The organism is Cellulomonas sp. NTE-D12 (assembly GCF_027923705.1).
Lineage (GTDB): Bacteria > Actinomycetota > Actinomycetes > Actinomycetales > Cellulomonadaceae > Cellulomonas.
On record NZ_AP026442.1, the window covers coordinates 2491470 to 2513143 of the forward strand.

At 74.8% G+C, this 21674-nt stretch carries 18 protein-coding genes; 7 read left to right on the forward strand and 11 right to left on the reverse strand.

Going from position 1 to position 21674, the window contains the following annotated elements; genetic code table 11:
- Window positions 1–35: 35 nt before the first annotated feature.
- Window positions 36–323, reverse strand: a complete 288-nt coding sequence (locus tag QMF98_RS11525; RefSeq protein ID WP_337973163.1) for a hypothetical protein — start codon at window positions 321–323, stop codon at window positions 36–38.
- Window positions 320–697 carry a DUF3499 domain-containing protein gene (locus QMF98_RS11530; protein ID WP_263729267.1) on the reverse strand — a complete coding sequence of 126 codons (378 nt, stop codon included), beginning with the start codon at window positions 695–697 and terminating at the stop codon, window positions 320–322. The genes QMF98_RS11525 and QMF98_RS11530 overlap by 4 nt, the downstream gene beginning before the upstream one ends.
- A gap of 100 nt (window positions 698–797) precedes the next feature.
- Here QMF98_RS11530 and QMF98_RS17040 point away from each other — a divergent pair, with 100 nt between their 5' ends.
- A complete protein-coding gene (locus QMF98_RS17040; protein WP_490715608.1) occupies window positions 798–1364 on the forward strand; it encodes a metallopeptidase family protein in 567 nt (188 codons plus the stop codon).
- Window positions 1365–1376: 12 nt separating this feature from the next.
- Window positions 1377–2231: a glycosyltransferase family 2 protein gene (locus tag QMF98_RS11540; RefSeq protein ID WP_337973164.1), complete on the forward strand. Its 855-nt coding sequence runs from the start codon at window positions 1377–1379 to the stop codon at window positions 2229–2231.
- A 5-nt stretch (window positions 2232–2236) separates the two neighbouring features.
- Here QMF98_RS11540 and QMF98_RS11545 read toward each other — a convergent pair whose 3' ends face one another.
- The 3 genes from QMF98_RS11545 to QMF98_RS11555 form a co-directional block, all read right to left on the reverse strand.
- Entirely contained in the window at window positions 2237–3808 is a 1572-nt protein-coding gene (locus tag QMF98_RS11545) for a DUF5719 family protein (RefSeq protein WP_337973165.1), read from the reverse strand.
- Window positions 3805–7416, reverse strand: a complete 3612-nt coding sequence (locus QMF98_RS11550; protein WP_337973166.1) for a glycosyltransferase — start codon at window positions 7414–7416, stop codon at window positions 3805–3807. The genes QMF98_RS11545 and QMF98_RS11550 overlap by 4 nt, the downstream gene beginning before the upstream one ends.
- 82 nt (window positions 7417–7498) lie before the next feature.
- Window positions 7499–7831, reverse strand: coding sequence for a WhiB family transcriptional regulator (locus tag QMF98_RS11555; protein WP_337973167.1), 333 nt, complete (start codon window positions 7829–7831; stop codon window positions 7499–7501).
- A 335-nt stretch (window positions 7832–8166) separates the two neighbouring features.
- Here QMF98_RS11555 and QMF98_RS11560 point away from each other — a divergent pair, with 335 nt between their 5' ends.
- Window positions 8167–9030, forward strand: coding sequence for a glycosyltransferase family 2 protein (locus tag QMF98_RS11560; RefSeq protein WP_337973168.1), 864 nt, complete (start codon window positions 8167–8169; stop codon window positions 9028–9030).
- Window positions 9031–9087: 57 nt separating this feature from the next.
- On the opposite strand, the gene QMF98_RS11565 is transcribed toward QMF98_RS11560, so the two are convergent.
- Window positions 9088–11118, reverse strand: coding sequence for a rhamnosyltransferase WsaF family glycosyltransferase (locus QMF98_RS11565; protein ID WP_337973169.1), 2031 nt, complete (start codon window positions 11116–11118; stop codon window positions 9088–9090).
- Window positions 11119–11229: 111 nt separating this feature from the next.
- Here QMF98_RS11565 and QMF98_RS11570 point away from each other — a divergent pair, with 111 nt between their 5' ends.
- Entirely contained in the window at window positions 11230–11970 is a 741-nt protein-coding gene (locus QMF98_RS11570; protein WP_337973170.1) for a TIGR03089 family protein, read from the forward strand.
- Window positions 11971–11985: 15 nt separating this feature from the next.
- Here QMF98_RS11570 and manA read toward each other — a convergent pair whose 3' ends face one another.
- Window positions 11986–13176: a mannose-6-phosphate isomerase, class I gene (gene manA, locus QMF98_RS11575; protein ID WP_337973171.1), complete on the reverse strand. Its 1191-nt coding sequence runs from the start codon at window positions 13174–13176 to the stop codon at window positions 11986–11988.
- 292 nt (window positions 13177–13468) lie between these two features.
- Here manA and QMF98_RS11580 point away from each other — a divergent pair, with 292 nt between their 5' ends.
- On the forward strand, window positions 13469–15436 hold the full coding sequence (locus tag QMF98_RS11580; protein ID WP_337973172.1) for a hypothetical protein: 1968 nt from the start codon (window positions 13469–13471) through the stop codon (window positions 15434–15436).
- A gap of 37 nt (window positions 15437–15473) precedes the next feature.
- Here the strand turns inward: QMF98_RS11580 and QMF98_RS11585 are convergent, their stop codons facing one another.
- The 4 genes from QMF98_RS11585 to QMF98_RS11600 are packed head-to-tail and all read right to left on the reverse strand — an operon-like array spanning window position 15474 to window position 18970.
- Entirely contained in the window at window positions 15474–16502 is a 1029-nt protein-coding gene (locus QMF98_RS11585; protein ID WP_337973173.1) for a glycosyltransferase family 2 protein, read from the reverse strand.
- A complete protein-coding gene (locus tag QMF98_RS11590) occupies window positions 16495–17817 on the reverse strand; it encodes a lipopolysaccharide biosynthesis protein (protein ID WP_337973174.1) in 1323 nt (440 codons plus the stop codon). The genes QMF98_RS11585 and QMF98_RS11590 overlap by 8 nt, the downstream gene beginning before the upstream one ends.
- A complete protein-coding gene (locus QMF98_RS11595; RefSeq protein WP_337973175.1) occupies window positions 17814–18233 on the reverse strand; it encodes a DUF2304 domain-containing protein in 420 nt (139 codons plus the stop codon). The genes QMF98_RS11590 and QMF98_RS11595 overlap by 4 nt, the downstream gene beginning before the upstream one ends.
- Window positions 18230–18970 carry a glycosyltransferase family 2 protein gene (locus QMF98_RS11600; RefSeq protein WP_337973176.1) on the reverse strand — a complete coding sequence of 247 codons (741 nt, stop codon included), beginning with the start codon at window positions 18968–18970 and terminating at the stop codon, window positions 18230–18232. Before QMF98_RS11600 ends, QMF98_RS11595 begins: the two co-directional genes overlap by 4 nt.
- A gap of 121 nt (window positions 18971–19091) precedes the next feature.
- Here QMF98_RS11600 and QMF98_RS11605 point away from each other — a divergent pair, with 121 nt between their 5' ends.
- Both QMF98_RS11605 and rfbA read left to right on the forward strand, forming a co-directional pair.
- Window positions 19092–20648, forward strand: coding sequence for a DUF2142 domain-containing protein (locus tag QMF98_RS11605; protein ID WP_337973177.1), 1557 nt, complete (start codon window positions 19092–19094; stop codon window positions 20646–20648).
- Between the two features lie 73 nt (window positions 20649–20721).
- On the forward strand, window positions 20722–21582 hold the full coding sequence (gene rfbA, locus QMF98_RS11610) for a glucose-1-phosphate thymidylyltransferase RfbA (protein ID WP_337973178.1): 861 nt from the start codon (window positions 20722–20724) through the stop codon (window positions 21580–21582).
- Window positions 21583–21674 lie beyond the last annotated feature (92 nt).

Consider the following 21674-nt stretch of genomic DNA (forward strand, 5'->3'; position numbering starts at 1 on the left):
GGTCAGGCTCCTTGGCGTCGAGGGCGCCGACGAGCCTACCGGCCGGCCCCGGGACCACCCGCGGGGCGGCCCGTCACGTCCTCGTCGCTGAGCGGCGTCCCGTCCCCGTCGAGCGCGAACCACGCACGGTGCTCGCACGCAGGGCAGGAGACGAACACAGCCGCGCGCCCGGTCGGCGTGCTCATCCGGATGCGGACCAGGTCGGTGGAGCCGCAACGCTGGCACTCGCGCGTCCCCTCGAGCAGCGGCCCGCTGCCCTGGCTGACCGACCCCAACGGGACGGGCCCCTCGGCGACGCGACGGGACTCGCGCCGCCGCGTCACCGCACGCTCTCCTCGCCGTGCACCACGCGGAGGTGTCCGCGACGGCGACCGTCCGGCGTGACGGGCTGCGCCACCGGCTCCGGCTCGAGCACCGCGACGGCGGGTCGACCGGCCTCACGGACGGCGTCCGCCAGGGCGAGCAGGTCGTCGTGGCTCGGGGCCGCGGGCTCGAAGTCGGGCAGCAGCCGGACCACCTCCCAGCCGCGCGGCGCGGTGAGTCGCTCGGCGTGCTCGGCGCACAGGTCGTAGGAGTGCGGCTCCGCCAGCTGGGCGAGGGGGCCGAGCACCGCGGTCGAGTCCGCGTAGACGTAGGTGAGCGTCGCCACCGCCGGGCGCGCGCACGCCGAGCGGGAGCACTGCCGAACGGATCGCACGCGCTGACGCTACAACGCAGGTGCGACACCTCGGCCGGGACACCCCCGGACGGTGCCCCGGCCTCGGGTGCGCCCGGCGGCGGCGACTAGAGTTCCGGTGGTGAGGTCACGAGGTTCTCGCCGGGTCTCGTTCCCCGGGCAGCTGCCCGGTCGGGGACGTCGCCCGGCGGACGCGGAGAGCACCGGTGACCGACTCCCGGAGCCGACCTCGTCGTCGCGGGCCCCGGCCGCCCACGCGGGGTCCCCGGCCGCGCCCGTCCGTCGTCGTGACCGTCGCGGTCGCGGTCCCCGCGGCCCTCTGCTGCCCAGCACGCTGCCGGCCTACCGGACCCGTGCGGAGCTGTTCGACGACCTGGTGCTCGACGCGGTCGAGGAGCTCGAGCGGACGTGGGCGCGGCAGCTCGACGGTACGGAGTTCGCCGTCGAGGACGTCCCGCCGTCCAACCCGGCACCCTGGGAGCGCGGCGGGGTGCCGCTGGGCCGGTGCTTTCCGTCCGACGCGGGGCTGCCGGCCCGGATCGTCGTCTACCGGCGGCCGCTCGAGGCGCGTGCCGAGGACCGCGCGGACCTTGCCGAGCTGGTGCACGACGTGGTCGTGGAGCAGGTGGCGCACCTGCTCGGCCGGTCACCGGAGGACGTGGACCCCCGCTACGGCGAGGGCCGATAGCCTGTCCGGACGATGAGCACCCCGATCCCGGCCGTCCGCGTCGTCTGCGTCGTCTACCACCCCGGACCGGAGCTGGCGCGGTTCGCCGCCGGTCTGCGGACGGCGAGCTCGCGACCCTTCGAGCTGGTGCTGGTCGACAACGGCGACGACCAGACCGTGTCGCGGGCGGTTGCCGACGAGCACGGTGCGCGCCTGGTCGTGCCCGGTCGCAACCTCGGCTACGGGGCCGCGGCGAACGTCGGTGCGATGGACGCGACGGCCGAGTGGCTCGTGGTGGCCAACTCCGACCTGGAATGGCCCGCAGGCTCGCTCGACCGGCTGCTCGACGCGGCCGCCGCACACCCCGAGGCCGGCGCCGTCGGACCCGCCCTGCTCAACACCGACGGCAGCGTGTACCCCTCGGCACGCGAGCTGCCGTCGCTCACCCAGGGCGTCGGCCACGCGGTGCTGGGCCGGGTGTGGCCGGGCAACCCGTGGACGCGCGCGTACCAGGCACGTCAGGAGACGGTCGGCGCGCAGCGTGCGGCCGGCTGGCTGTCCGGCGCGTGCCTGGTGCTGCGACGGCGGGCGTTCGAGCAGGTCGGCGGCTTCGACGAGGACTACTTCATGTTCTTCGAGGACGTGGACCTCGGTGAGCGGCTCGGTGCCGCTGGCTGGGTGAACCTCTACGTCCCGCAGGTGGCCGTCACGCACATCGGCGGCACGTCGTGGCGGTCGCGACCGGCCCCGATGATCCGCGCGCACCACGCCAGCGCCTGGCGGTACCTGTCCCGCCGGTACACCGGCTGGCGGCTGGCACCGGTGCGCCTGGTGCTGCGCAGCGGGCTGTGGCTGCGCGAGCAGGTGGAGCTCCGCGCGGCCCGCTGAGGCGGTCAGCCCAGTCCCACGTGCGGGTCCTGGCGGACGGCGATCCTGCCGGCAGCCGCGGGCTCGGGAGCCGGCAGCAGCAGGGACACCAGCGTGCCGTCGGCCTGTGCGCGCTCCGCAACCAGCGCCCAGGACGCGTCGACGGGGCCGTCCGTGGTGATCAGCGACACCCCGGCGACCTGCGTGGGATCGGCGACCAGCTTCGCGAGCGGCCACGCTGCCGTCGTCCCGGCGTCGACGCTGACCTGGTGCTCGTCGAGCACGCTGCCGTCGGACCGGAGCAGGCGCAGCGTCCCGGTGACGGAGGCGGCCGCGCCGGACCCCTGGGCCGTGGGGTCGCCGGACCGCGGTACCGCGCCCACCACGAGCGTGTCGACCGTCCCGGGCGCAGGCACCACCAGCCCGGCAGCAGGTGGCGCGGCGGCGGCCCAGGCCCGCTCGACCCGCGGCTGGGTGTCCAGCGCACCGGGCGTCCCCACCCGCGAGTACTCCGCGGCGGCGACCACAGGCTGATCCGCCTCGACGACGACCGTGTACTGCCCGGCGGGGAGCCCGCCGAGCGGGAGGTCGGTCACGGAACCGGCCGCCAGGTCCACGGTGCCCGCACCCGGCAGCGTGACCGGACCGTCGGACCCGAGAAGGCTCACCGTCGCCCTGGTGCCGCTGGCGCCCGGTGCGAGCAGTCGCAGCACCGGCGCGTCCGGGCTGTCCACCGTGGAGGCCTCCACGAGCAGCCCGGGGACGGTGACGCGCTGGGCCGGCGCGCTGCCAGGCACCACGAGGTCCGCACCGGCGGGCGTGAAGCCCCGGACGGCGCCGTCCTGCACCCAGGCGGACACCTGTCCACCGGTGGCCCGCACGTGCACCGCGATCGACCGCTGCGCCGCCGCGACCGCCTCGAGGGTGACCGACCGGCTGCCGTGCGGCGGCACCACCTGCGAGCCACCGGCCAGGTCGAGTCGTCCGTTGGGCCCCCACGCCTCGACCCCGACCTCGGCCGCCGTGCTGCCGGGGTTGACCAGCACCAGCACGGCCGTGCGGCCCAGGTCGGTCGAGCCGCCGACGAGCCACGCGTCCGAGGTCGGTGCCGTGCACGTCTCGGCCGAGAGGCCTCGCAGGTCACCGTCGGTCACCAGGCCGACCGCGGTCGCTGCGACGCGTGCACCACCGGTGCTGCCCGGCTCGGCGCGCACGACGACGGGTCCCGTGGTGCCCGTCAGCGCTGCGGAAGGCACGTCCGAGGACAGCGGTGCGAGCACCGCGGAGCTGCTGAGGGCACGCACCGTGCCGGCCCCGGACGTGCCCTCGTCGGGCGCCGAGAGCACGGACACCGAGGTGGCGGGCGGGACGGGCGCCGGGTTGAACCTCGCGTTGGAGGACGCCTTCGGCATGATCAGCGGGCCCGGGCACACCGCGGTGGCGGCGGAGGCGGGGACGGCGACCAGGGCCGGACCGTCCGCGGCGCTCCTCGGCGCCGGCAGCCGGCTCGCACCGACCACCGTGGCCGTCGCGAGCGCCAGGACCGCCACACCGGACAGCACACGCAGCCCCCGCTGCACGGCGGGACGGGCGCTCACGAGCGACCTGCCCGGCGCCGGCGGATCGGCAGCGCGAGCAGCCCGGTGACCACCCCGGTCACGGCGAGCAGCGCCAACCACCCGGACCGGGTCGGCGAGTCGTAGCGGACCACCAGGTGACCTGCTGCAGCACCGACCTCGAACGTCTGGCGCCAGCCGAGCTGCACCGACCGCAGCGGTCGTCCGTCGAGCCAGGCGTGCCAGCCGGGGTCGGCGCGCTCGGCCAGGACGAGGACCCGCGTGGGTGCACCCGCCGGGACGGTCGTGTCGACGTTCGCGTCGGTCGCCGCGACCGCTGTCACGGCCGTCGCCGGATCGGTCACGTCACCGGCCGCCTTCGCCAGCCGCGCCCACGACGTCACCACCGTCGGCGCCGGCGACCCGTCCGCGCCGACGGCAGGACGCACCCGCCACAACGTCCCGGACGCGTTCTCGGTGACGCGTTCCAGTCCCGGAGTCGCGTCGAGCCGGCCGACCAGCTGCGCCCGCGCGCCGGCCACAGGGTCGGTGTCCGAGGTGCCGACCGGCAGCGGTGGGACGACCACGTGGGCGACCGCCAGGCCGCCGAGCGGGCCGGCGACGTCGCCGGGCGCCGTGCTCGTCAGCCGGGCCACCAGCGTGCGGAGCTCCGTGGTCGCCGGGTCGGCGGCGACGACGGTCGCGGAGCGCAGCCCGCCGCCCAGCGACCCCGTCTGGACCGCAGCAGCCTGGTCGACCAGGTCCAGACCGTCGCCCCGCAGCAGCTCCCACGACACGCCGTCGGTCGTCGCGCTGAGCGCGAGGACCCGCGATGCGTCGGCACCCTGCTGGGCCTGCTGCGCGACAGCCGGCACCACCGGACGTCCGAGCGACCGCAGCGACGTCGCTCCGGGCGCCGTCCAGACCCACGAGGCGAGCGAGCCGACCGCGACAGCGACCACGACCACGCTCCCGAGCACCGCGAGCGGCTGGCGCCAGCCGAACGTCGACCGCGTCAACCTCGCCTGCAGCCGGTCGGTGCCGAGGGTCGCCGCGGTCAGCAGACCGAGCAGCGCCAACGACAACGACGCGCCGACCCAGGCCCGACCGACCCCGTCGGCGTCGTGCACGGCGGGCAGCTGCGCCTGCACGGTGGCGGCCGCCAGTCCGACGACGGCCACGAGCCATCCGACACGCACGCCGCGGGCCACCGCAGCGCCGCGCAGCAGCGCCAGCACGGCCAGCAGCAGCACGGTGCCGACGAGTGCCAGCGGCCAGCCGGTGGCCACCATGCCGTGCAGCCCGGCCGGCACGAGGGCGCCGGGATCGGTCGGTACGCCGAGCAGCCGCAGCAGAGGTCCGCTGGGGACGGACTGCGCGGGCAGACCGGGCTCGGCGAGCAGCAGCCGCAGCCCCGGCACCCCGCGGCGGACCACCTCGGCCAGCAACGGACCCGCCAGCACGACGGCCGGGACCGGCACCAGCAGCAGCCGGCCGCGCCGGCGGGGTGCCGTCGCGGCCGCCGCCACCGCCAGCACGACGGCCGGGACGAGCAGCACGGGTGCGCCGGCGACCGCGACGGCGAGCGCGAGAGCGGCACCGGCCGCCCCGGCGACGGAGCCGGTCGGGTCCGGCGTCCCGACGAGGGCAGGTCCGGGCTCCAGGTCCCCGGAGGGGACCGGCTCGCCGACGTGCTCCGGCGACGAACCGTCCGACGGCACGGCGGCAGCGACCGGGGCACCCCCGACGCTGCCGGCCGCCGAGGCGACGCCGCCCGCGGGGGTCGGCGCCGGCCGGGGCGACGGGATCGCCGTGGTCGGCGCGCTCGGCGCAGCGGCCTGCGGCTCCGCGTCCTCGTCGAGGTCGACGATGCCTTCGTCCTCGTCGTCCCCCCGACGCACCGTGACCAGACCGGAGAGCACCTGGTCCACGCGCTGCACCCCGACGGCGCGCGCCATGCCGAGCGCCACCCACGGCAGCGCGGCGTGGGCGACGACGGCGCCGAGGTGACCTCCGCCGATGCCGAGCAGGAGGGCGGGAGCGGCCGCCCAGACCAAAGCCGCCCACGCACGCACGCCCGCGGACCGGGTGGCCGCGCCGGCAGCGGCCCAGGCGCCGATGCCGGACAGGACCACGGCACCGAGCATCAGCACGTCCACCACGGCCTGCGTGTGCCCCGCCAGGAGAGTCGGCACCGTGAGCACCGTGAGCAGCGGGTCCGCCGGAGCGGGCTGCCCCAGACCGTCCCGCACCCAGCCGGAGGACGCCGCCCGCCACAGCTGCCCGACGGAGGACGAGCTCAGCGCGAGAGCGCCCCCGACCAAGCGAGCCCCCGCACCCACGACCGGTCCGAGCAGCCGCCCGAAGGCCGCGAGCGACGCCACGAGGAGCACCGCCGTCAGCCCCACGGCGGTCCACCGCCGGCGGGTCGCCATCGCGGCGAGCTCGCCGAGCTCCAGCTCGGACGGGGCGCGCTGCACCTTCCGCGCCTCGAGCCGAGCGAGCCGCCGATCCTGCTCCTGGGTCCACACGTCGCGCAGACCGGCCTGCAGCGGCCACAGGGTCCGCCTCGGGACGGCGCGGGTACGGGCGGCGACCCGCCTCGCGCGGAGCACGGCCCCGGGTCTGCCGAGCGCCGCGAGACAGCCGGTCACCTCGGCGACGGCGAGCCCCGGCTGCTTGACCGCCAGCTGACCGAGCGCGCGCACCACGGCCGCGAGGAGGCCGACGACGGCCACGAAGGGGACGAGCGGCAGCGGTGCTGCGACGAGCCGGGCGTGCACCGCGGACCGCCGGCGCGCCGCGAACGACCGTCGCGGGTCGCCGAGGTCCGGCTCACCGTCACCGTCGAGGTCCGTCTCGGGGCCGGCGTCGGCGTCCCGGAGTCCTTGGTAGAGGGCCTGAGCGTGCCGCACGACCGCGGCCGGGACCACCACGACGCGGTGCCCTGCGAGACGCGCGCGGCGGGACAGGTCGAGCCCGTCGCCGAACGGGCCGAGCGCGGCGTCGGTGCCGCGCAACGCGTCCCAGACGTCGCGCCGGACGAGCGCACCGGCGAGGCCGACGCCGAGCACGTCGGTACGCCCGTCGTGCTGGCCCTGGTCCAGCTCACCGGCCTCGACGTCGGACATCCGCCGGCCCCAGCGCGTGGTGCGCAGGCCGACCTCGAGCAGCCGCTCCGGTTCGGTCCACGTCCGCTGCTTGGCGCCGGCGACGGCCACCGACGGCGCGTGGCTCACCGCACGCATCAGCTCGAGCAGGGCGGTCGGCGCCGGCGCGCTGTCGTCGTGGAGCAGCCACAGCCACGGCGTGGGCGACTCGCCGAGGGCCTCGGCCACCGTCAGCAGCCCTCGCGTGACCGCCTGGCCGAAGGTCTTCGCCCCCGGTGCCGTCGTGCGCGCGAGCCGCGGTGCCGGGGCCGGGGAGCCCGCGAACGCCTCGTCCAGCGCCGCCGCGACGCCGTCCGGCCCGCCGACGTCCACGACCAGCACCCGCAACGGGCGTCTGACCTGTGCCGCGAGGGCGGCGAGCGTCGTCGGCAGGTAGCGGGTGAGCCCCGCGGTGACGACGACGGCGGTCACCGGCGCCGTCACGGGGATCGACGACGTCGTGGTGGTGGGGGCGGCTGGGCCCTGGACGGTCTGCGTCATGCTCGCGCCATCATGCGACGCTGCCGGGTGCCTCCCCGGCTGCGACACTCCCGCGACGCCGTGGGCCTCGCGGAGGTGGTCCTCAGACGACACGCCGCTTGAGCTTGCGCCGCTCGCGCTCCGAGAGCCCGCCCCAGATGCCGAACCGCTCGTCGTTGGCCAGTGCGTACTCCAGGCACTCGGCCCGGACCTCGCACTGGGTGCAGACCTTCTTGGCCTCGCGCGTCGAGCCGCCCTTCTCCGGGAAGAAGGCCTCCGGGTCGGTCTGCGCGCACAGTGCGCGCTCCTGCCACCCCATCAGGCCGTCGTCCTCGGCCTCCCCGAACAGGGCGTGCACGTTGGACGCCGAGACCGACCCGACCACCTTCGCGTCCGACGGGAAGCTCTCGTCGTCGTCGTCGAGCAGGTTCCACATACGTGCCTCCGTGCGGGTCTGGTGCTCGGTGCTGCCTGGGTCTGTGGGCTGTCCTCGGGCTGTCGAGTAGTCGAACCGGCCTGCCAGATCACTGCCCCGCGCCACCGCGGTTGCCATGAATTACACGCGTGTCGTTCTGGGGAGTCAACCGGACCCGTGGTATTTGTCCGCCTCGTCCGGGGTGAATTCTGGAAGCCTCGGCGTGTCGCCCTACCCTGGCGGCGTGCCGACCCTCATCGGGCCGCGCCCGGCCCGCTCGCGCGGCGGCAACGAGACGTCGGACCAACCCCGTGACGCGGTCCGGGCTCGCGCGTAGGGCTCAGTAGAGTCCGCACATGCTCGATCTCGACGTCGTCATCCCGGTGCACAACGCCCCCGACCACGTGCGCGCGTGCCTGGACTCCGTGGAGGCGGCCCTCCGCGGCCGGGGCACCCTGATCCTCGTCGACGACGCGTCGGACGAGCCGACCCGGACCCTGCTGGACGAGCGTGCCGCGGCGACGGGCGCGACCCTCGTCCGCCACGTCGAGCGGACCGGCTACACGAAGGCCGTGAACGACGGTGCCCGAGCGGGTCGGCGGCGGAACGTGATGTTCCTCAACAGCGACACGATCGTCCCGCCACGGGCGCTCGACAGGCTCTCCACCGCCCTCGACCGGCACCGTCGACTGGCCGTCGTCGGTCCGCTCTCCAACGCGGCGTCCCTCCAGTCGGTCCCCTCCACCAGCGGAACCGGAGTCGCGAACCAGACCGCGATCAACCCCCTGCCGCCGGGCGTCACGCCGGCGGACCTCGACGCGATGTTCGCGCGGCGCAGATGGGGCGCACTGACGTACGCGCCGCTGGTCCACGGGTTCTGCTTCACCGTCAAGAGGGCCGCCTTCGAGCAGCTCGGCGGGTTCGACGAGGAGACGTTCGCCGACGGTTACGGCGAGGAGAACGACTTCAGCTTCCGGGCCGTCGACGCCGGCTACCGGCTGGGGATCCTGACGAACACGTACATCTTCCACGCGAAGTCGGCGAGCTACCAGGACGCCGTGCGGGTCCCCCTGCTGGCGCGCTCGGCGGAGCGCCTCGACGCTCGGCACGGGCCCGAACGTCTGCAGCGCGCCAGCGCCGAGCTGCAGGCCAACGTTCCCCTCGCCCGAGCTCGGGAGATGGCGGCAGCGTTCTACGCCGCTCACACCGCCGCCGTCTGACCTTGTCGGCCGGTCGGCCGCCGCGCCGACAGCGCGCGGCAGCCGGTCCACCGTCGGTCAGACCAGCGCCTGCCAGTGTCGGCGCCACGCCGCCTCGGCGGCGGCATGCAGGGTCCCACCCAGCTGGTCGCCGGGCGGGAGGTACGCACCCGCAGCTCCCGCGCCGCAGCCGAGCACGTGCTCCGTGACGGCACCGGCGAGGGTGTCCAGGTGCGCCGGGACGGCGGTGATCCGGGGATGGAACCCCGCTCGCGCACCGTTCAGCTCGTTGGTGACGGCGAGGGCACCGGAGATCGCCACGTCGAAGGCGGCGTGACCGGGATGAGGGCTGGCCTGGAGGCAGAGCCCGACGTCCACGCGGGACAGCAGGTCGAAGTACCCGGGTCGGTCGAGCACACCGTGGTTGACGAGCGTCGCCGGTCCGAGGTCGACGTCCGGACCCGCCTCCCCCGCCATGACGAACGTCGCCGGCCGTCCGAGCGCCTCGAGCCGTTCCGCCACCAGTCGCAGGGTCGCCACGCCCAGGCCGAACATGTTCCGGGGTTTCGACGGCCGCCCGTACAGGTAGACGACCGGGACCTCGTTCCGGACGCGGCGCTCCGCCGCCACCCGCAGCTCCTCCAGGTCGAACGCCGGCGAGAACACCACGTCCGGGTCCACCCCCCCGTGCCCACGGGCCTCGAGCAGGTCGGCGACCGGACGCGAGTTGACCAGGCGACCGAAGCCGGCCTCGTACGTCGACTCGGCGATCGCCGAGTCGGTGGACCACCCGACGAAGCCGGGCTCGTAGTCCTGGATCAGGTAGAGCACACGTGCTGCCGGGAACCGCTCGGCACGGGCGGCGACGTCGAGGGCGTGCGCGGTCAGCCAGTGCGTGGCCAGCCAAAGGTCGGACCGACCCAGTTCGGCCCCGTCGAGCTCTGAGCGGTTGACCACCTGCCAGTCGGTGCCCGGGAACCGGTCGGTCAGCCAGGTGGAGGCCTGGAGCGAGGCCTCCGGCGAGCCGTGGCCGACGTTGAGCGTGATGAGCCGCAGGCGCCGGCCGGAGAGCCGGCCGAGCTCCGCGCCGACCTCCACGGCGGTCTTGACGCCGGCGAAGAGCGCGCCCGGGTGGAACTCGGGCAGCACGACGTTGACGCGCGGTTCCGTCGCGCCGAGGCCGGTCCAGAGGAGCGCGTCCGACCACGGCGTCAGGCCCGAGACGGCCGACCGAGCGTGGGGAACGGGGGCGGCCGAGGCATCGGGCCCCTCCGGTGCCGGTTCGACCTCCGCCTCGAGCTCGGCCGGTGCCGCGACGGCGACCGCGTCGTGCTCGGCGGGGTCGCCCGCCTCGTAGCTCGACCGCCCCGTGCCTTCGCGATTGGGTCCCTTCGTGACGATCACGAGGTTGTGGTAGCAGTGCACGGCCGTGACGTTGACGTCGGTGTACGACGGCTCGTACCCGGGCGGCGACCACTCCTCCCAGTTCAGGCCGTCGATGAGGGCCTTGGCCAGCCCCATCGTCGTCGTCCCCGCCGTGAGGTCGTCGCTGCCTCCCCATGCCGGCCAGTAGGACGTCTGGGTGTCCTCGACGATGTAGACAGCACCGTCCGGCAGCCGAGGGAAGACGAGGCGGAACGTCTCCCGCACGTGCTCGGGACGGTGGCTGCCGTCGTCGACGACCACGCGGACGTCGGGGAAGTCGGTGAAGATCCGGTCCAGCACGTCGGGATCGACCTGGCTGCCCACGTACGGGTGGATGCGGTCCGAGCGGACCGCGAGGCGGTCGTCGACGTCCAGCCCGATCACCTGGGCGTGCGGGAAGTAGTCCCGCCACATGCGCAGCGACGCACCCGCCCGCGCCGTCCCGCCGATCCCGATCTCGAACAGGGCGAACGGCTGGTCCCGCAGGTGCCCCAGGTGGCGCTCGTAGTGGTCGGTGTAGCGGTGCACGCCCCACTTGTCCGTCCCGTGCAGCACCGCCAGCTCGGTCATCGACGGGCGGGACGACGGTGCGCCGCCGGTGGCCCGGAGCAGCCGCCACACGGTCGCCGGGACGTGCGGCTTGACGTGCGCGACGCCCCACGACCTGAGCCTGCTGAGATCCATGGCCGAACCGTATCCATCGACTCGCAGGAGGAGCGGTGCCATCCGGGCCGCCGGCGCTGCGCCGTCCGGGCTCGCGCCGAGGTCCGGGGCCCACGTGCCTACCCTTGCCGCGTGGCTCCCACCCCCCGATCGGTCTCCGACCTTCTCACCGTGCTCCGAACCGATCCGGGACGACCCCGGCTCACCTGGTACTCGGGCGACGGCGAGCGGGTGGAGCTCTCCGGCGCGGTGCTGGACAACTGGGTCTCCAAGACGGCCAACCTGCTGGTGGAGGAGTTCGACGCGGGGCCGGGGTACCGCGTGCTGCTCGACCTGCCCGCGCACTGGCGGTCCGTGGTCTGGGCCCTGGCGGCATGGCGTGTCGGCGCGTGCGTCGTCACGCCCGGAGGCGATCCGTCCCCGGCCGACGACACGGCGGACCTGGTGGTGACGGACCGCCCCACCGCCCACCTCGGGGCCCGTGACCTCGTCGCGGTCGCCCTGCCGGCGCTGGCCCGGCGCTTCGACGCAGCGTTGCCGGCCGGTGCGATCGACGCGGCGGCAGCCGTGATGACGTACGCAGACCGCCTCGCCTGGGCCCCGCCGGTGCAGGCCGGCTCGCCCGCGCTCGTCACGCCGACGGGGACCACCGTCCACGCGGACCTGTTCGCCGGACCCACGGCCGACGACGCCCAACGCGTGCTGCTGCCCGCCGGAGAGCTCGCGGCGACGCTGGTCGACGTGCTCGGCGTCCTGTCGGCAGCCGGGTCCGTCGTCCTGGTGGACGACGCCTTCGCATCGGCACTGCGGCTCGACGCCGCACGCACCACCGCGCTCACCACCTCGGAGCGCGTCACGTCCGACCGGCTGTAGACGTCGGCCGGTCTGCTACGGCACGTCCGCCTGGACGAGTCGTCCCCGACCCCGGACGGTCAGGCGGCCGTCGCTCGCCGGCACGAAGGCGGCCTGGCCCTGGGTCAGCGTCACGGTGCCGTCGTTCGACGTCGCCACCGTCAGCTCCCCCGCGAGCGCCAGCAGGATCCGCGGACCCCGGCCGGGGAGCGGGTGGTCGTCGTCGTCGGCCAGCTCGGTGACGGACAGCTCGAAGTCGTCCACCGGGGCGTAGAACACCTTGGTCGCGCCGTGGAACACCTCCGGGGCGATCCGGATCGGAGGCGCCGCGACGTAGTCGACGTTGCGCAGCAGCTCCGGCACGTCCACGTGCTTGGGGGTGAGCCCCGCGCGCAGCACGTTGTCCGAGCTCGCCATGATCTCCACGCCGACACCGTGCAGGTACGCGTGCACGCCGCCCGCCGGCACGAACATCGCCTCGCCGGGCTGCAACGTCACGGGGTTGAGCAGCATCGACGTCACCACCCCCGGGTCGCCCGGGTACTCCCGCTGCAGCAGCCCGACGGTGCGGTCGGTGCGGGGTGACGGCGACCCGTCGGCGAGCCGGGCCGCGACTGCCTCGGCCAGCCGGGCCACCTCCTCCGGACCGGGCCGGGTCGCCGGGTCGAGCAGGCGGGTGAACGCCTCGCGGATGCCCTCGGTGGACGGCTTCTCCACCAGGATGCCGTGCAGCTCCTTGGCGAGCGGGCAGTCGAGGTCGGCGAACATCTCCGCTGCCCGGCGCGGGGCGCGGAACCCGCACATCGCCTCGAACTGGGTCAGCGCGTAGACCAGCTCGGGCTTGTGGTTGCGGTCCTTGTAGTTGCGGTGCGGCGCGTCGATCGGGACGCCGGCGGCGTCCTCCGCGTCGTAGCCGGCGCGGGCGGCGTCGATGTGCGGGTGCACCTGCAGCGAGAGCGGGTGCTCGGCGGCGATCACCTTGAGCAGGTACGGCAGCTGCGGGCCGAAGCGGTTGACCACGTCGAGGCCCAGCGCCTCACGGGGCGTCTGCCGCAGCAGCTCGACGAGGTCGTCGAGCCCGTCGTCCAGCACCAGGGACGGGGCGGACGGGTGCGCGCCCATCCACGCCTCGGCGAGCACTCCGTCGTGCGTCAGCGCCAGCGTGTCCTGCAGTGCGTTCGACGAGCCCCAGGCATAGGCCTGGGTCGCCTGGGTGATTCGGAGCACGTCAACCTCGGATCGGGAACCAGGAGCCGTTCGATGGTATCGACACCCCCTGCGCGAGGAGACCGCGGAGGGTCGTGCACCCGACCTCCTCACAGGACCTCCTGAACTGCGGTTCCGCCACGTGCCACGACTCGGCGTGCCAGAGCACGAGGTCTGTGCTAGGAGGCCCCCCGCGGTGGGACACTTCCGCCGTGCTCAGCGGTGCGGCGCCGTCGCCTCCCCTCCCCCGTCCGGCTCGTCGTCTCCGGCGGCCCCGCACGGCCCCCTCCGCCCCGCCTGTCACGGTGACGGCATGACCACCACGGGGCTGCTGAGGCGACAGCCGCCCGGCCTCGAGCCGACCTCTGGTGCGCCGACCGGTTCCGACGTCCCCGGGCGCTCCGCCCGCCGAACCGTCGCGGTGCTCGTCGTCGCCCTGACCGCGGCGCTCGGGGCAGCCGCCGTCCGGCTGGTCCTGCCGCCGATGGGGCTCACCGCGGTGGCTCTCGGCACCGTCCTGGTGCTCGCCGTCCCCACGTCACGGTTCCTCTCGCGCCGGATCCTCCTGACGGGCGCTCTCCTCTTCGGGGCCACCCCGCTGCTGTGGTGGGCGGACCTGCCCCTCGGTCGCCTCGGGCGCGCCGGGCTCATCGGCTCGCTGCTCGTCGGCGGCCTCGCGGCGTGGCTCGTCTCCGGTGGTCGGCGTGACGTCCGCCGCCGCGCCCGCGCGATGCTGCCGACCGTGCGGCCGGTCGACGCGATCCCGCTCCTGGCCGCCCTCGCCACCGCCTGGGTGGTGTCGGGCTGGCTCCGCGTGCGGTCCGGCTCCGCCGCCCTCGGCGCCCTGCTGCCCGGCTGGGACAACTCCGCGCACCTGGACATGGTCCAGATGCTGCTGCGCAACGGCGTCACGGTGGACCGGCTGGCAGCCCCGGCGGGTACCGTGTGGCAGTTCTCCGACTATCCGCAGGGGTACCACGCCGTGGTGGCGACGCTGCTCCAGGTCGGCGGGACGCGAGCGACGGACGACCCGGCCGCCGTCCTCGTGGCCTACCTGCACGCCGAGGCCTGGATGCTCGTCCTGCTCGGCGGTCTGCTCGCTGCGGCCGTCTGCTCGTTGCCGAGCCTGCGGCGACGACCGATGCTCGCGCTGCCTGCCGCCACGCTCCTGGTCGCGGGGTTCGTCACGGGCCCCGGCGGGTCGGCGTTCGTCGGCGGCTTCCCGAACTTCGTCTACGCGGCTGCGCTCGCCGCGTGCGTCCCGCTCCTGGTCGCGGGCATGCCGCGGGTCGCGATGCCGCTGCAGGTCGCCGCGCTCGGCGGCCTCGTCGTCGGCGTGGCGAACGCGTGGATCCTCCTGCTCGCCGTGGCTCTCCCGGCCGCCGCCGTGCTGGCCGTCCCGGTGACCAGGGCCCGTTGGCGAGCCAGCCGGCGGCGGTGGACGGCCACCGGCCTCGTGCTCGCGGTGGTGGCGGTGGGGACCTTGGGACCGCTCCACGTGATCTCCGGCCTGTCGGCAGGCAGCGTGCTGACGATCCGGGGTGGGATCGACGCACCGGAGCCGGGGTTCATCGTCGCGGTCGCCCTCGGCGCGGTGGCGCTCTGCCTGTGGACCTCGGCGTCCGCCCGTGGACGCGGGCTCGCCTGGCACGGGATCACGCCGGTCGTGGGACTGCTCGCGGCGCTCGCCGTCGGCGCATGGCAGCTGCACTCCGCAGGCGCGCTGTCGTACTACTTCTACAAGCTGCTGCTGGGCGTCGGCCTCGTCAGCCTGGCGGTGATCGCCGTCGGGCTGTCCGGCCTGACCGCCGGTGCCCTGACCCTCCCCGGACGGGGCCCGGAGCGATCCACCCGACGGTTCGTGCTCCACGTGCTGGCCGGCGTCGTCGCCGCCGTGGCGGCCGCTCAGCTGACCGGCCTCACCATCGACGGCCATCGGCAGTTCACCGCCCCGGCGCAGGCCCCCGAGCCGATGGGCTCCATCCTCACCGCCGCGGCGCACCCGCTCGAGTCCTCGCAGCCGACCCTGCTGCTGCCCGTCACCGCGGCGAGCCGACTCAACGCGCAGCAGTGGTACCTGGCCGTGACCGGCCGCTGGACGAAGCAGGCCAACGAGACGGCCTCGCGCGTGCTCCTCACGCCGGGCGCAGACAGCGCGGTCGTCGGCGCCCTCCTCGACGAGGCGCCGGACGCGGTCGTGCTGGTCGACCCGGCCCAGCTCTCGACGGCGCAGCAGGCGGCCGGCACCACGGCGCGCGGTCAACGCATCGTCGGCTGGTGAGCGCCGAGCTCCGCCGGACGGCTCCGCGGCACGGTTCCTAGACGAACCTGCGGACCACTCGCCAGTAGGCGGCGAGGACCCCCTGGAGCGGCTGCGCCCACGTCGGGAGGGGCATCGCGGTCGCATCGAAGTGGTCGATCCAGAGCGGGACCAGCCCACGGTCGGGCACCGTCCGCGCACCCTGCACGTCGCGGCGCCGCCGTCGGACCCAGTCCAGGTGCCGCAGCACCCAGCTCCAGCCCTGCAGCTTCTCGCGCCCCCAGCCCTGCCCGGCGGCCACGACCGCCATCGCGGCCTCGAAGCCCAGCAGGGCCGGCGCGAGCAGCGCCAACGTCCGGCTCCCGTAGCACGTCAGCACGAAGAGGAGCCGGTTCCGCTCGAGCAGGAACATCTTGCGGGAGTTGCGGCTGAACTCGTAGTGGTGCACCACGACGGCGTCCGGCACGTACCGGACGGAGTAGCCCAGCTGCCACGTGCGCCAGCTGAGCTCCAGGTCCTCCTGGTAGGCGAAGAACTCGTCCGGGAAGCCACCGAGGCGGTCCCACAGCTCGCGGCGCACGACGAGCCCGGCGCCGCTGGCCGACGGCACCGGACCGGCCAGCGCGTGGTCGGCCGCGAGGTCGCCCAGACCGCCCGCCCAGCACAGCCCCAGCACGTGCACCGGGTTGCCGGCCGAGTTGATCCGCGACTCGTCCTCGGCGAGCCGGATGCTCCCGGACGCGATGCCCACGCCCGGTTCCGCGGCCGTGCCCACCAGCCTGCGGAGAGCGTCGACCTCCACGATCGCGTCGCTGTTGACCAGGCCGAGGAACGGCGCGTCCAGGTGCTGTGCACCGACGTTGACGCCACCCGCGAAGCCGAGGTTGCGCGTCGGGGTCACCAGCGTCGCGCCGTGTGCCTCGCACAGGGCCGCCAGGTCGGCCCGCGTGCAGCCGTTGTCGACGACGACGAGCACGACGTCCACGCCCACCGAGGCGGCGACGGCGGCGATCGCGCGGTCGATCACCGGCTCAGGCCCGTACGCGAGCATCACGACGCCGACCCGCGGCGTCGAGCCGTCACTCATGTGCGACCACCGGGCCGGAACCCAGGCCGGACCCCACGTTGCCCGCCCACCGACGGACCCGGAGCACCGCCACCCCGCCGAGCGCCAGCAGGGCGACCACCGCGCCGACCACGAGCGCCGCGGCAGCGCGCTGGTCGATCGGCGCCTGCCACGCGCAGGTCGCCACCAGAGCGACGAGACCGACACCCCACCCCAGGACGACCACGCGCTCGTCGCCGAGCGCCAGGAGCACCTGGGCGGCCACCTGCGCGAGCATGAACGCGGCACCGGACGCGGCGATCGCCGTGATCACTCCCCGGCCGGTGGTGAACGTCGGGCCGAAGAGCAGCCGCACCAACCACGGCCCCAGCAGCCACACCGCCACCGTGCCCACTGCGCCCAGCGAGCCGGTCCACACCGCCACGAGCCGGCCGCGCGCACGGAGGCCGGTCGCGTCGCGGGTGCCGACGAAGCCGGCGAGACCCGGCAGCAGCACGGCCTGGACGGCCGCGAAGGCGAACAGCGGCACCCGGGCGATCACGAGTGCGGCGGTGAACAGGCCGGCCGCCGTCGACTCGCCCGGACCGGCGAGCAGCTGCACGATGACGGGGCCCGCGTTGGCGAGCGTCTGCGACAGAGCCGACGCCGCGACGAGCGTCGCGAGGGCAGCGGTGGCGCCGGCTCGCGGCACCACCGGGCCCGCGGTGAGCAGGCGGCGTGGTGCCGGGGTGGTGAGCAGCACGGCCACCACCGGCGACAGGAACAGGACGAGCGCGTAGAGGGCCGACCCCCGGACGCCGACGGCCGCGAGCGTCCCGGCTGCCGCGACCCGCAGCACACCGTCGACCGCGAGCTGCGCGCCGTAGCGGCCGAACCGCCCGTTGCCGGACAGCAGCCCCCGCGCCACGTAGGACATCGCCATCCCCGCCATCGCCGCGACGAGGAGCGCGACGAGCGAGGTGCGGCCGGCGAAGAGGTGCTGCGCGATCGGGCGCGAGAACGCCGCCGCCGCGACGGCGACGGCGGCGAGCAGGACACCGGCACCGCGGAGCGCATGGGCCGCGGCGGCCCGGTTGGCCGTCCCCGTCGCGCGGGCGATCGCGGTGCGGCGGGACAGCTCCTGCTCGAACGGCACGAACAGGCCGATGCCGGCGGCGTTGAGCACCGTCCACATCACGGAGAGCGGGGTGAACTCCTCGGCCGGCAGGCCACGGCCGGCCGCGGCCAGGAAGCCGTAGGTCGCCAGACCGTAGACGGCGAGGCCGGCCGCGACGGACAGCAGGCCCGAGGCGCCGCGCGTGCGCGAGGCCGTGCCCTCGTCTTCGGTCACCGTCACGACGCCGCTGGCCCGGCCGGCCCGCGCTCCGCGTCCTGCGGCACCGGACCCGGTCGCTCGTCCCGTGGTCCACCCGACCGCTCGAGGGCCTCGAACCGGTGGCGCAGCAGGGCGACCTCCTCGGCCAGCGTCTGCACCTCCCGCTCGAGGGACGTGATCTCGGCGCTCAGCTGGATCGCGACCGCCAGCAGCAGCACGAGGGATCCGAAGAACACCAGGTTGAGGGGCACCGCGACACCCAGCAGGTCCGCCAGCCGTCGCAGCGTGTCCGGCATCGCGACGGTGGCCAGCACGACCACCGAGACGACGATCCACAGCGCGGCGTACTTCTCCCGCAGGCGCCGACGGCGGAGCAGCTCCACCATGAAGCCGAGGATCAGGCACGCGCCCAGCACGGCCAGGACGTAGCCGCTCACACGCTCACTCCGATCGGCGGGACGGTCACCCGGCGGCGCGTGAGCGCGATCAGCAGGGCGAGGAACGCCCGCATCAGGTAGACGCCCGCCTTCCACGGCCGGTGGGACGGCTGCCCGGCGGACCGTTGCCTCATCTCCACCCCCACTTGCGTGACGCGGAGCCCGGCGCGCGCCGCGATGACGAGGGACTCCACCGTGTCGCCCAGGTACTCGGCCGGGTAGTGCACGGCGAAGAGCCGCACGGCGCGCGGGCCGGAGGCCTTGAAACCGGACGTCGTATCCGTGAGCGGCTCCCCCGCGACGCGGCTCAGGGTGGCGGCCAGGAGCCGCATCGCCCATCGTCGAGGTCCGCGCACCCGGTAGCCCGGCCGGTCCGCGAACCGCGCGCCGATGACGACGTCGGCGTCCTCGAGAGCTGCGACCAGGCGCGGCACGTCCTGGGGGTTGTGCTGGCCGTCCGCGTCGACCTGGACCACCACGTCGAACCCGTTCGCGAGCGCGAACCGGAACCCGGCTCGCATCGCGCCGCCGACACCGACGTTGAACGGGATGTCCAGCACGTCGACACCGCAGGAGCGAGCGACAGCGCTGGTGGTGTCCGACGAGCCGTCGTTCACCACCAGGACCCCGACGTCGGGCAGCGCTGCACGTACCTCGGCGAGCACCGAGGGCAGCGCGAGCGCCTCGTTCCACGCCGGCAGCACCACGAGGACGCGCTGCGCGATGACCTGAGGCACGGCGCACAGGGTACCGGCCTGCCTGCACCGGATCGGCGCTGCACGCCAGCGGTCGCCCTAGACTCGCGTGCGCCCGCGCAGCACGGCGCAGGACCAGCCTCGACGGACCAGAACGGCGGCCATGCCCACAGCCCATCGCCTCGTCGGCCGCCCGCGAGCGTTCCACTGGCTCGTGCTGGGCGTCCTCCTCGTCGCGCTCCATGCCGTGTGGTCGGTGACCATCCCTCTGATGGGTGCACCGGACGAGCCGTCGCACGTCGTCCGCGCAGCCGCCGTCGCCCGCGGTCAGTGGAGCGGCGACCTGGGACCGGCGCCGACCGACGGCAGCCGCCCGGGCGCCGGCACGATCGTGCAGCTGCCCAGCGACTACGCCGAGGCGCTCACGCTGCCCAACTGCTTCGCGTTCCACTCGGAGCAGCCGGCGTCCTGCCAGCAGGTGCTGCACCCGCCGACCGGAGCCACGGTGCCGGTGGAGACGTTCGCGGGCCAGTACCCGCCCCTGTACTACGCGCTCGTCGGCTGGCCGTCGCTGTTCCTGCACGCGGAGGCGAGCACCTACGCGATGCGGCTGGTGTCCGGGCTCGTGTCCAGCGTCTTCCTGCTGTGGGGCGTCGCCGGGATACGGCGTGCGGCCGCACCCGCGGCGGCCACGTGGGCGACACTTGCGGCTCTGACGCCGATGACGTTGTTCCTCGGGGCGACGGTCAACCCGCAGGCGCTCGAAATCTCCTCGGCGTTCGCGTTCTGGTCGGCGTGCCTGGCTCTCGTGCGCTCCCCCGGCCGACCGGTCCGGGCGACGGTGGTGCAGGCCGGCGTCGCCGGCGCGGTGCTGCTCAACTCCCGGTCGTCCGGCCCGGTGTGGGCCGTCGTCGCGGTGGTCGTCGCCCTGGTGCTCGCGCCGCCCGGACGTCTGAAGGTCCTCTGGCGCGCTGCGGCGGTGCGCTGGCTGCTGGGAGTCGGCCTCGTCTCCGGCGTCCTGGCGGCCGCGTGGGTAGCCCTGCACGGCGGCGTCGTGACCGAGCACGGCCTCTACCCGCAGTTCGCCAGCCCGGTCGTCGCGACCCGCGAGGTCCTGGGGCTGAGCAACCAGTACCTGCTCCAGCTGGTGGGCAACTTCGGCTGGCTCGACGCGCCGAGCCCGCCGGTGAGCACCGAGGTGTACCTCGTCGTCGCGGGCGCACTCCTGCTGCTCGGTCTGGCCGCGGCCTCGCGGCAGCGCGGGCGCCTCGCGCTCGCCCTCGCCGCCCTCGCCGTGGTGGGCGTCCCGTTCGTCCTGCAGGTCCCGACCGCCGGCGACACCGGCATCATCTGGCAGGGCCGGTACGTGCTCCCGGTCGCGGTGGGCGTCCCGCTGGTGGCGGCTGCCGCGGTCGCCGAGCTCCCTGCTCCGGTGCTGGACCTGGTCGCCCGGCTCACCCGATGGGTGGTCCCCGCCGTCGCCGTGGCCCAGGTCGGCGCCTACTGGTGGGCCGCGCGCCGGTACGCCGAGGGGCTGAGCGGTCAGCTGATCACCCGGTCGCCGCACTGGTCGTCACCCCTCGGCTACATGCCCGGGCTGGCCCTGTACACCGTGCTCGTGCTGCTGGTCGGCGCCCTGGCCTGGCGGTCGACGTGGTCGCGGCTTGCCCAGGAGGAGCTCACTCCGTCGGCGGAACGGGCACCGGCGGCCGTCGGCTGAACGAGCCGGACGCCCGCCGGCTCAGACCGGTGCGGGTCCGGGGCGGGTCGCCGATGCGGCACACTGGCTGCTCATGCGCGGCATCATCCTTGCAGGGGGCTCCGGGACTCGCCTGCACCCCATCACCCTCGGCGTCAGCAAGCAGCTGGTCCCGGTCTACGACAAGCCGATGATCTACTACCCGCTCTCGACGCTGATCGGGGCGGGCATCCGGGACATCCTGGTGATCACCACCCCGCACGACGCCGCGCAGTTCGAGCGGCTGCTGGGTGACGGCTCGCAGTTCGGCGTGTCGATCAGCTACACGCAGCAGCAGGTCCCCAACGGTCTGGCGCAGGCGTTCGTCCTCGGCGCCGACTTCATCGGCGGCGACTCCGCTGCGCTGGTGCTCGGCGACAACATCTTCTACGGCCCCGGCCTCGGCTCCCAGCTGCACCGGTTCCGTGACCTCGAGGGCGCCGCGGTGTTCGCCTACCGCGTCGCGGACCCGAGCTCGTACGGCGTCGTCGAGTTCGACGCCGACGGACGCGCCCTCTCCCTGGAGGAGAAGCCTGCCGAGCCCAAGAGCAACTACGCGGTCCCGGGCCTGTACTTCTACGACAACGACGTCGTGGCGATCGCACGCGACCTGAAGCCGTCCGCCCGCGGCGAGTACGAGATCACCGACGTCAACCGTCACTACCTCGAGCAGGGACGGCTGCGCGTCGAGGTGCTCCCCCGCGGCACCGCCTGGCTCGACACGGGCACGTTCGACTCGCTGCTGGAGGCGTCCGACTTCGTCCGGACCATCGAGTCGCGGCAGGGGCTGAAGATCGGCGCACCCGAGGAGGTCGCCTGGCGGCTGGGCTTCCTCAGCGACGACGAGCTGCGGGACCGGGCCGAGAAGCTGGTGAAGTCCGGGTACGGGGCCTACCTGCTGGGGCTGCTCTCATAGCACCGCATTCACGGCATTCACCCCGGAGAACGCGGCCGGGAACGCCTCAGGTGGCCGGGGCGAAATGGACCGCGCGATATTCTTGCGGCCCC

Coding starts and splice junctions, on each gene's coding strand:
- QMF98_RS11540 (WP_337973164.1), top strand. CDS start 1,377: ATGAGCACCCCGATCCCGGCCGTCCGCGTCGTCTGCGTCGTCTACCAC.
- QMF98_RS11605 (WP_337973177.1), top strand. CDS start 19,092: ATGCCCACAGCCCATCGCCTCGTCGGCCGCCCGCGAGCGTTCCACTGG.
- QMF98_RS11560 (WP_337973168.1), top strand. CDS start 8,167: ATGCTCGATCTCGACGTCGTCATCCCGGTGCACAACGCCCCCGACCAC.
- QMF98_RS11555 (WP_337973167.1), bottom strand. CDS start 7,831: ATGTGGAACCTGCTCGACGACGACGACGAGAGCTTCCCGTCGGACGCG.
- QMF98_RS11585 (WP_337973173.1), bottom strand. CDS start 16,502: ATGAGTGACGGCTCGACGCCGCGGGTCGGCGTCGTGATGCTCGCGTAC.
- QMF98_RS11580 (WP_337973172.1), top strand. CDS start 13,469: ATGACCACCACGGGGCTGCTGAGGCGACAGCCGCCCGGCCTCGAGCCG.
- rfbA (WP_337973178.1), top strand. CDS start 20,722: ATGCGCGGCATCATCCTTGCAGGGGGCTCCGGGACTCGCCTGCACCCC.
- QMF98_RS11565 (WP_337973169.1), bottom strand. CDS start 11,118: ATGGATCTCAGCAGGCTCAGGTCGTGGGGCGTCGCGCACGTCAAGCCG.
- QMF98_RS11550 (WP_337973166.1), bottom strand. CDS start 7,416: ATGACGCAGACCGTCCAGGGCCCAGCCGCCCCCACCACCACGACGTCG.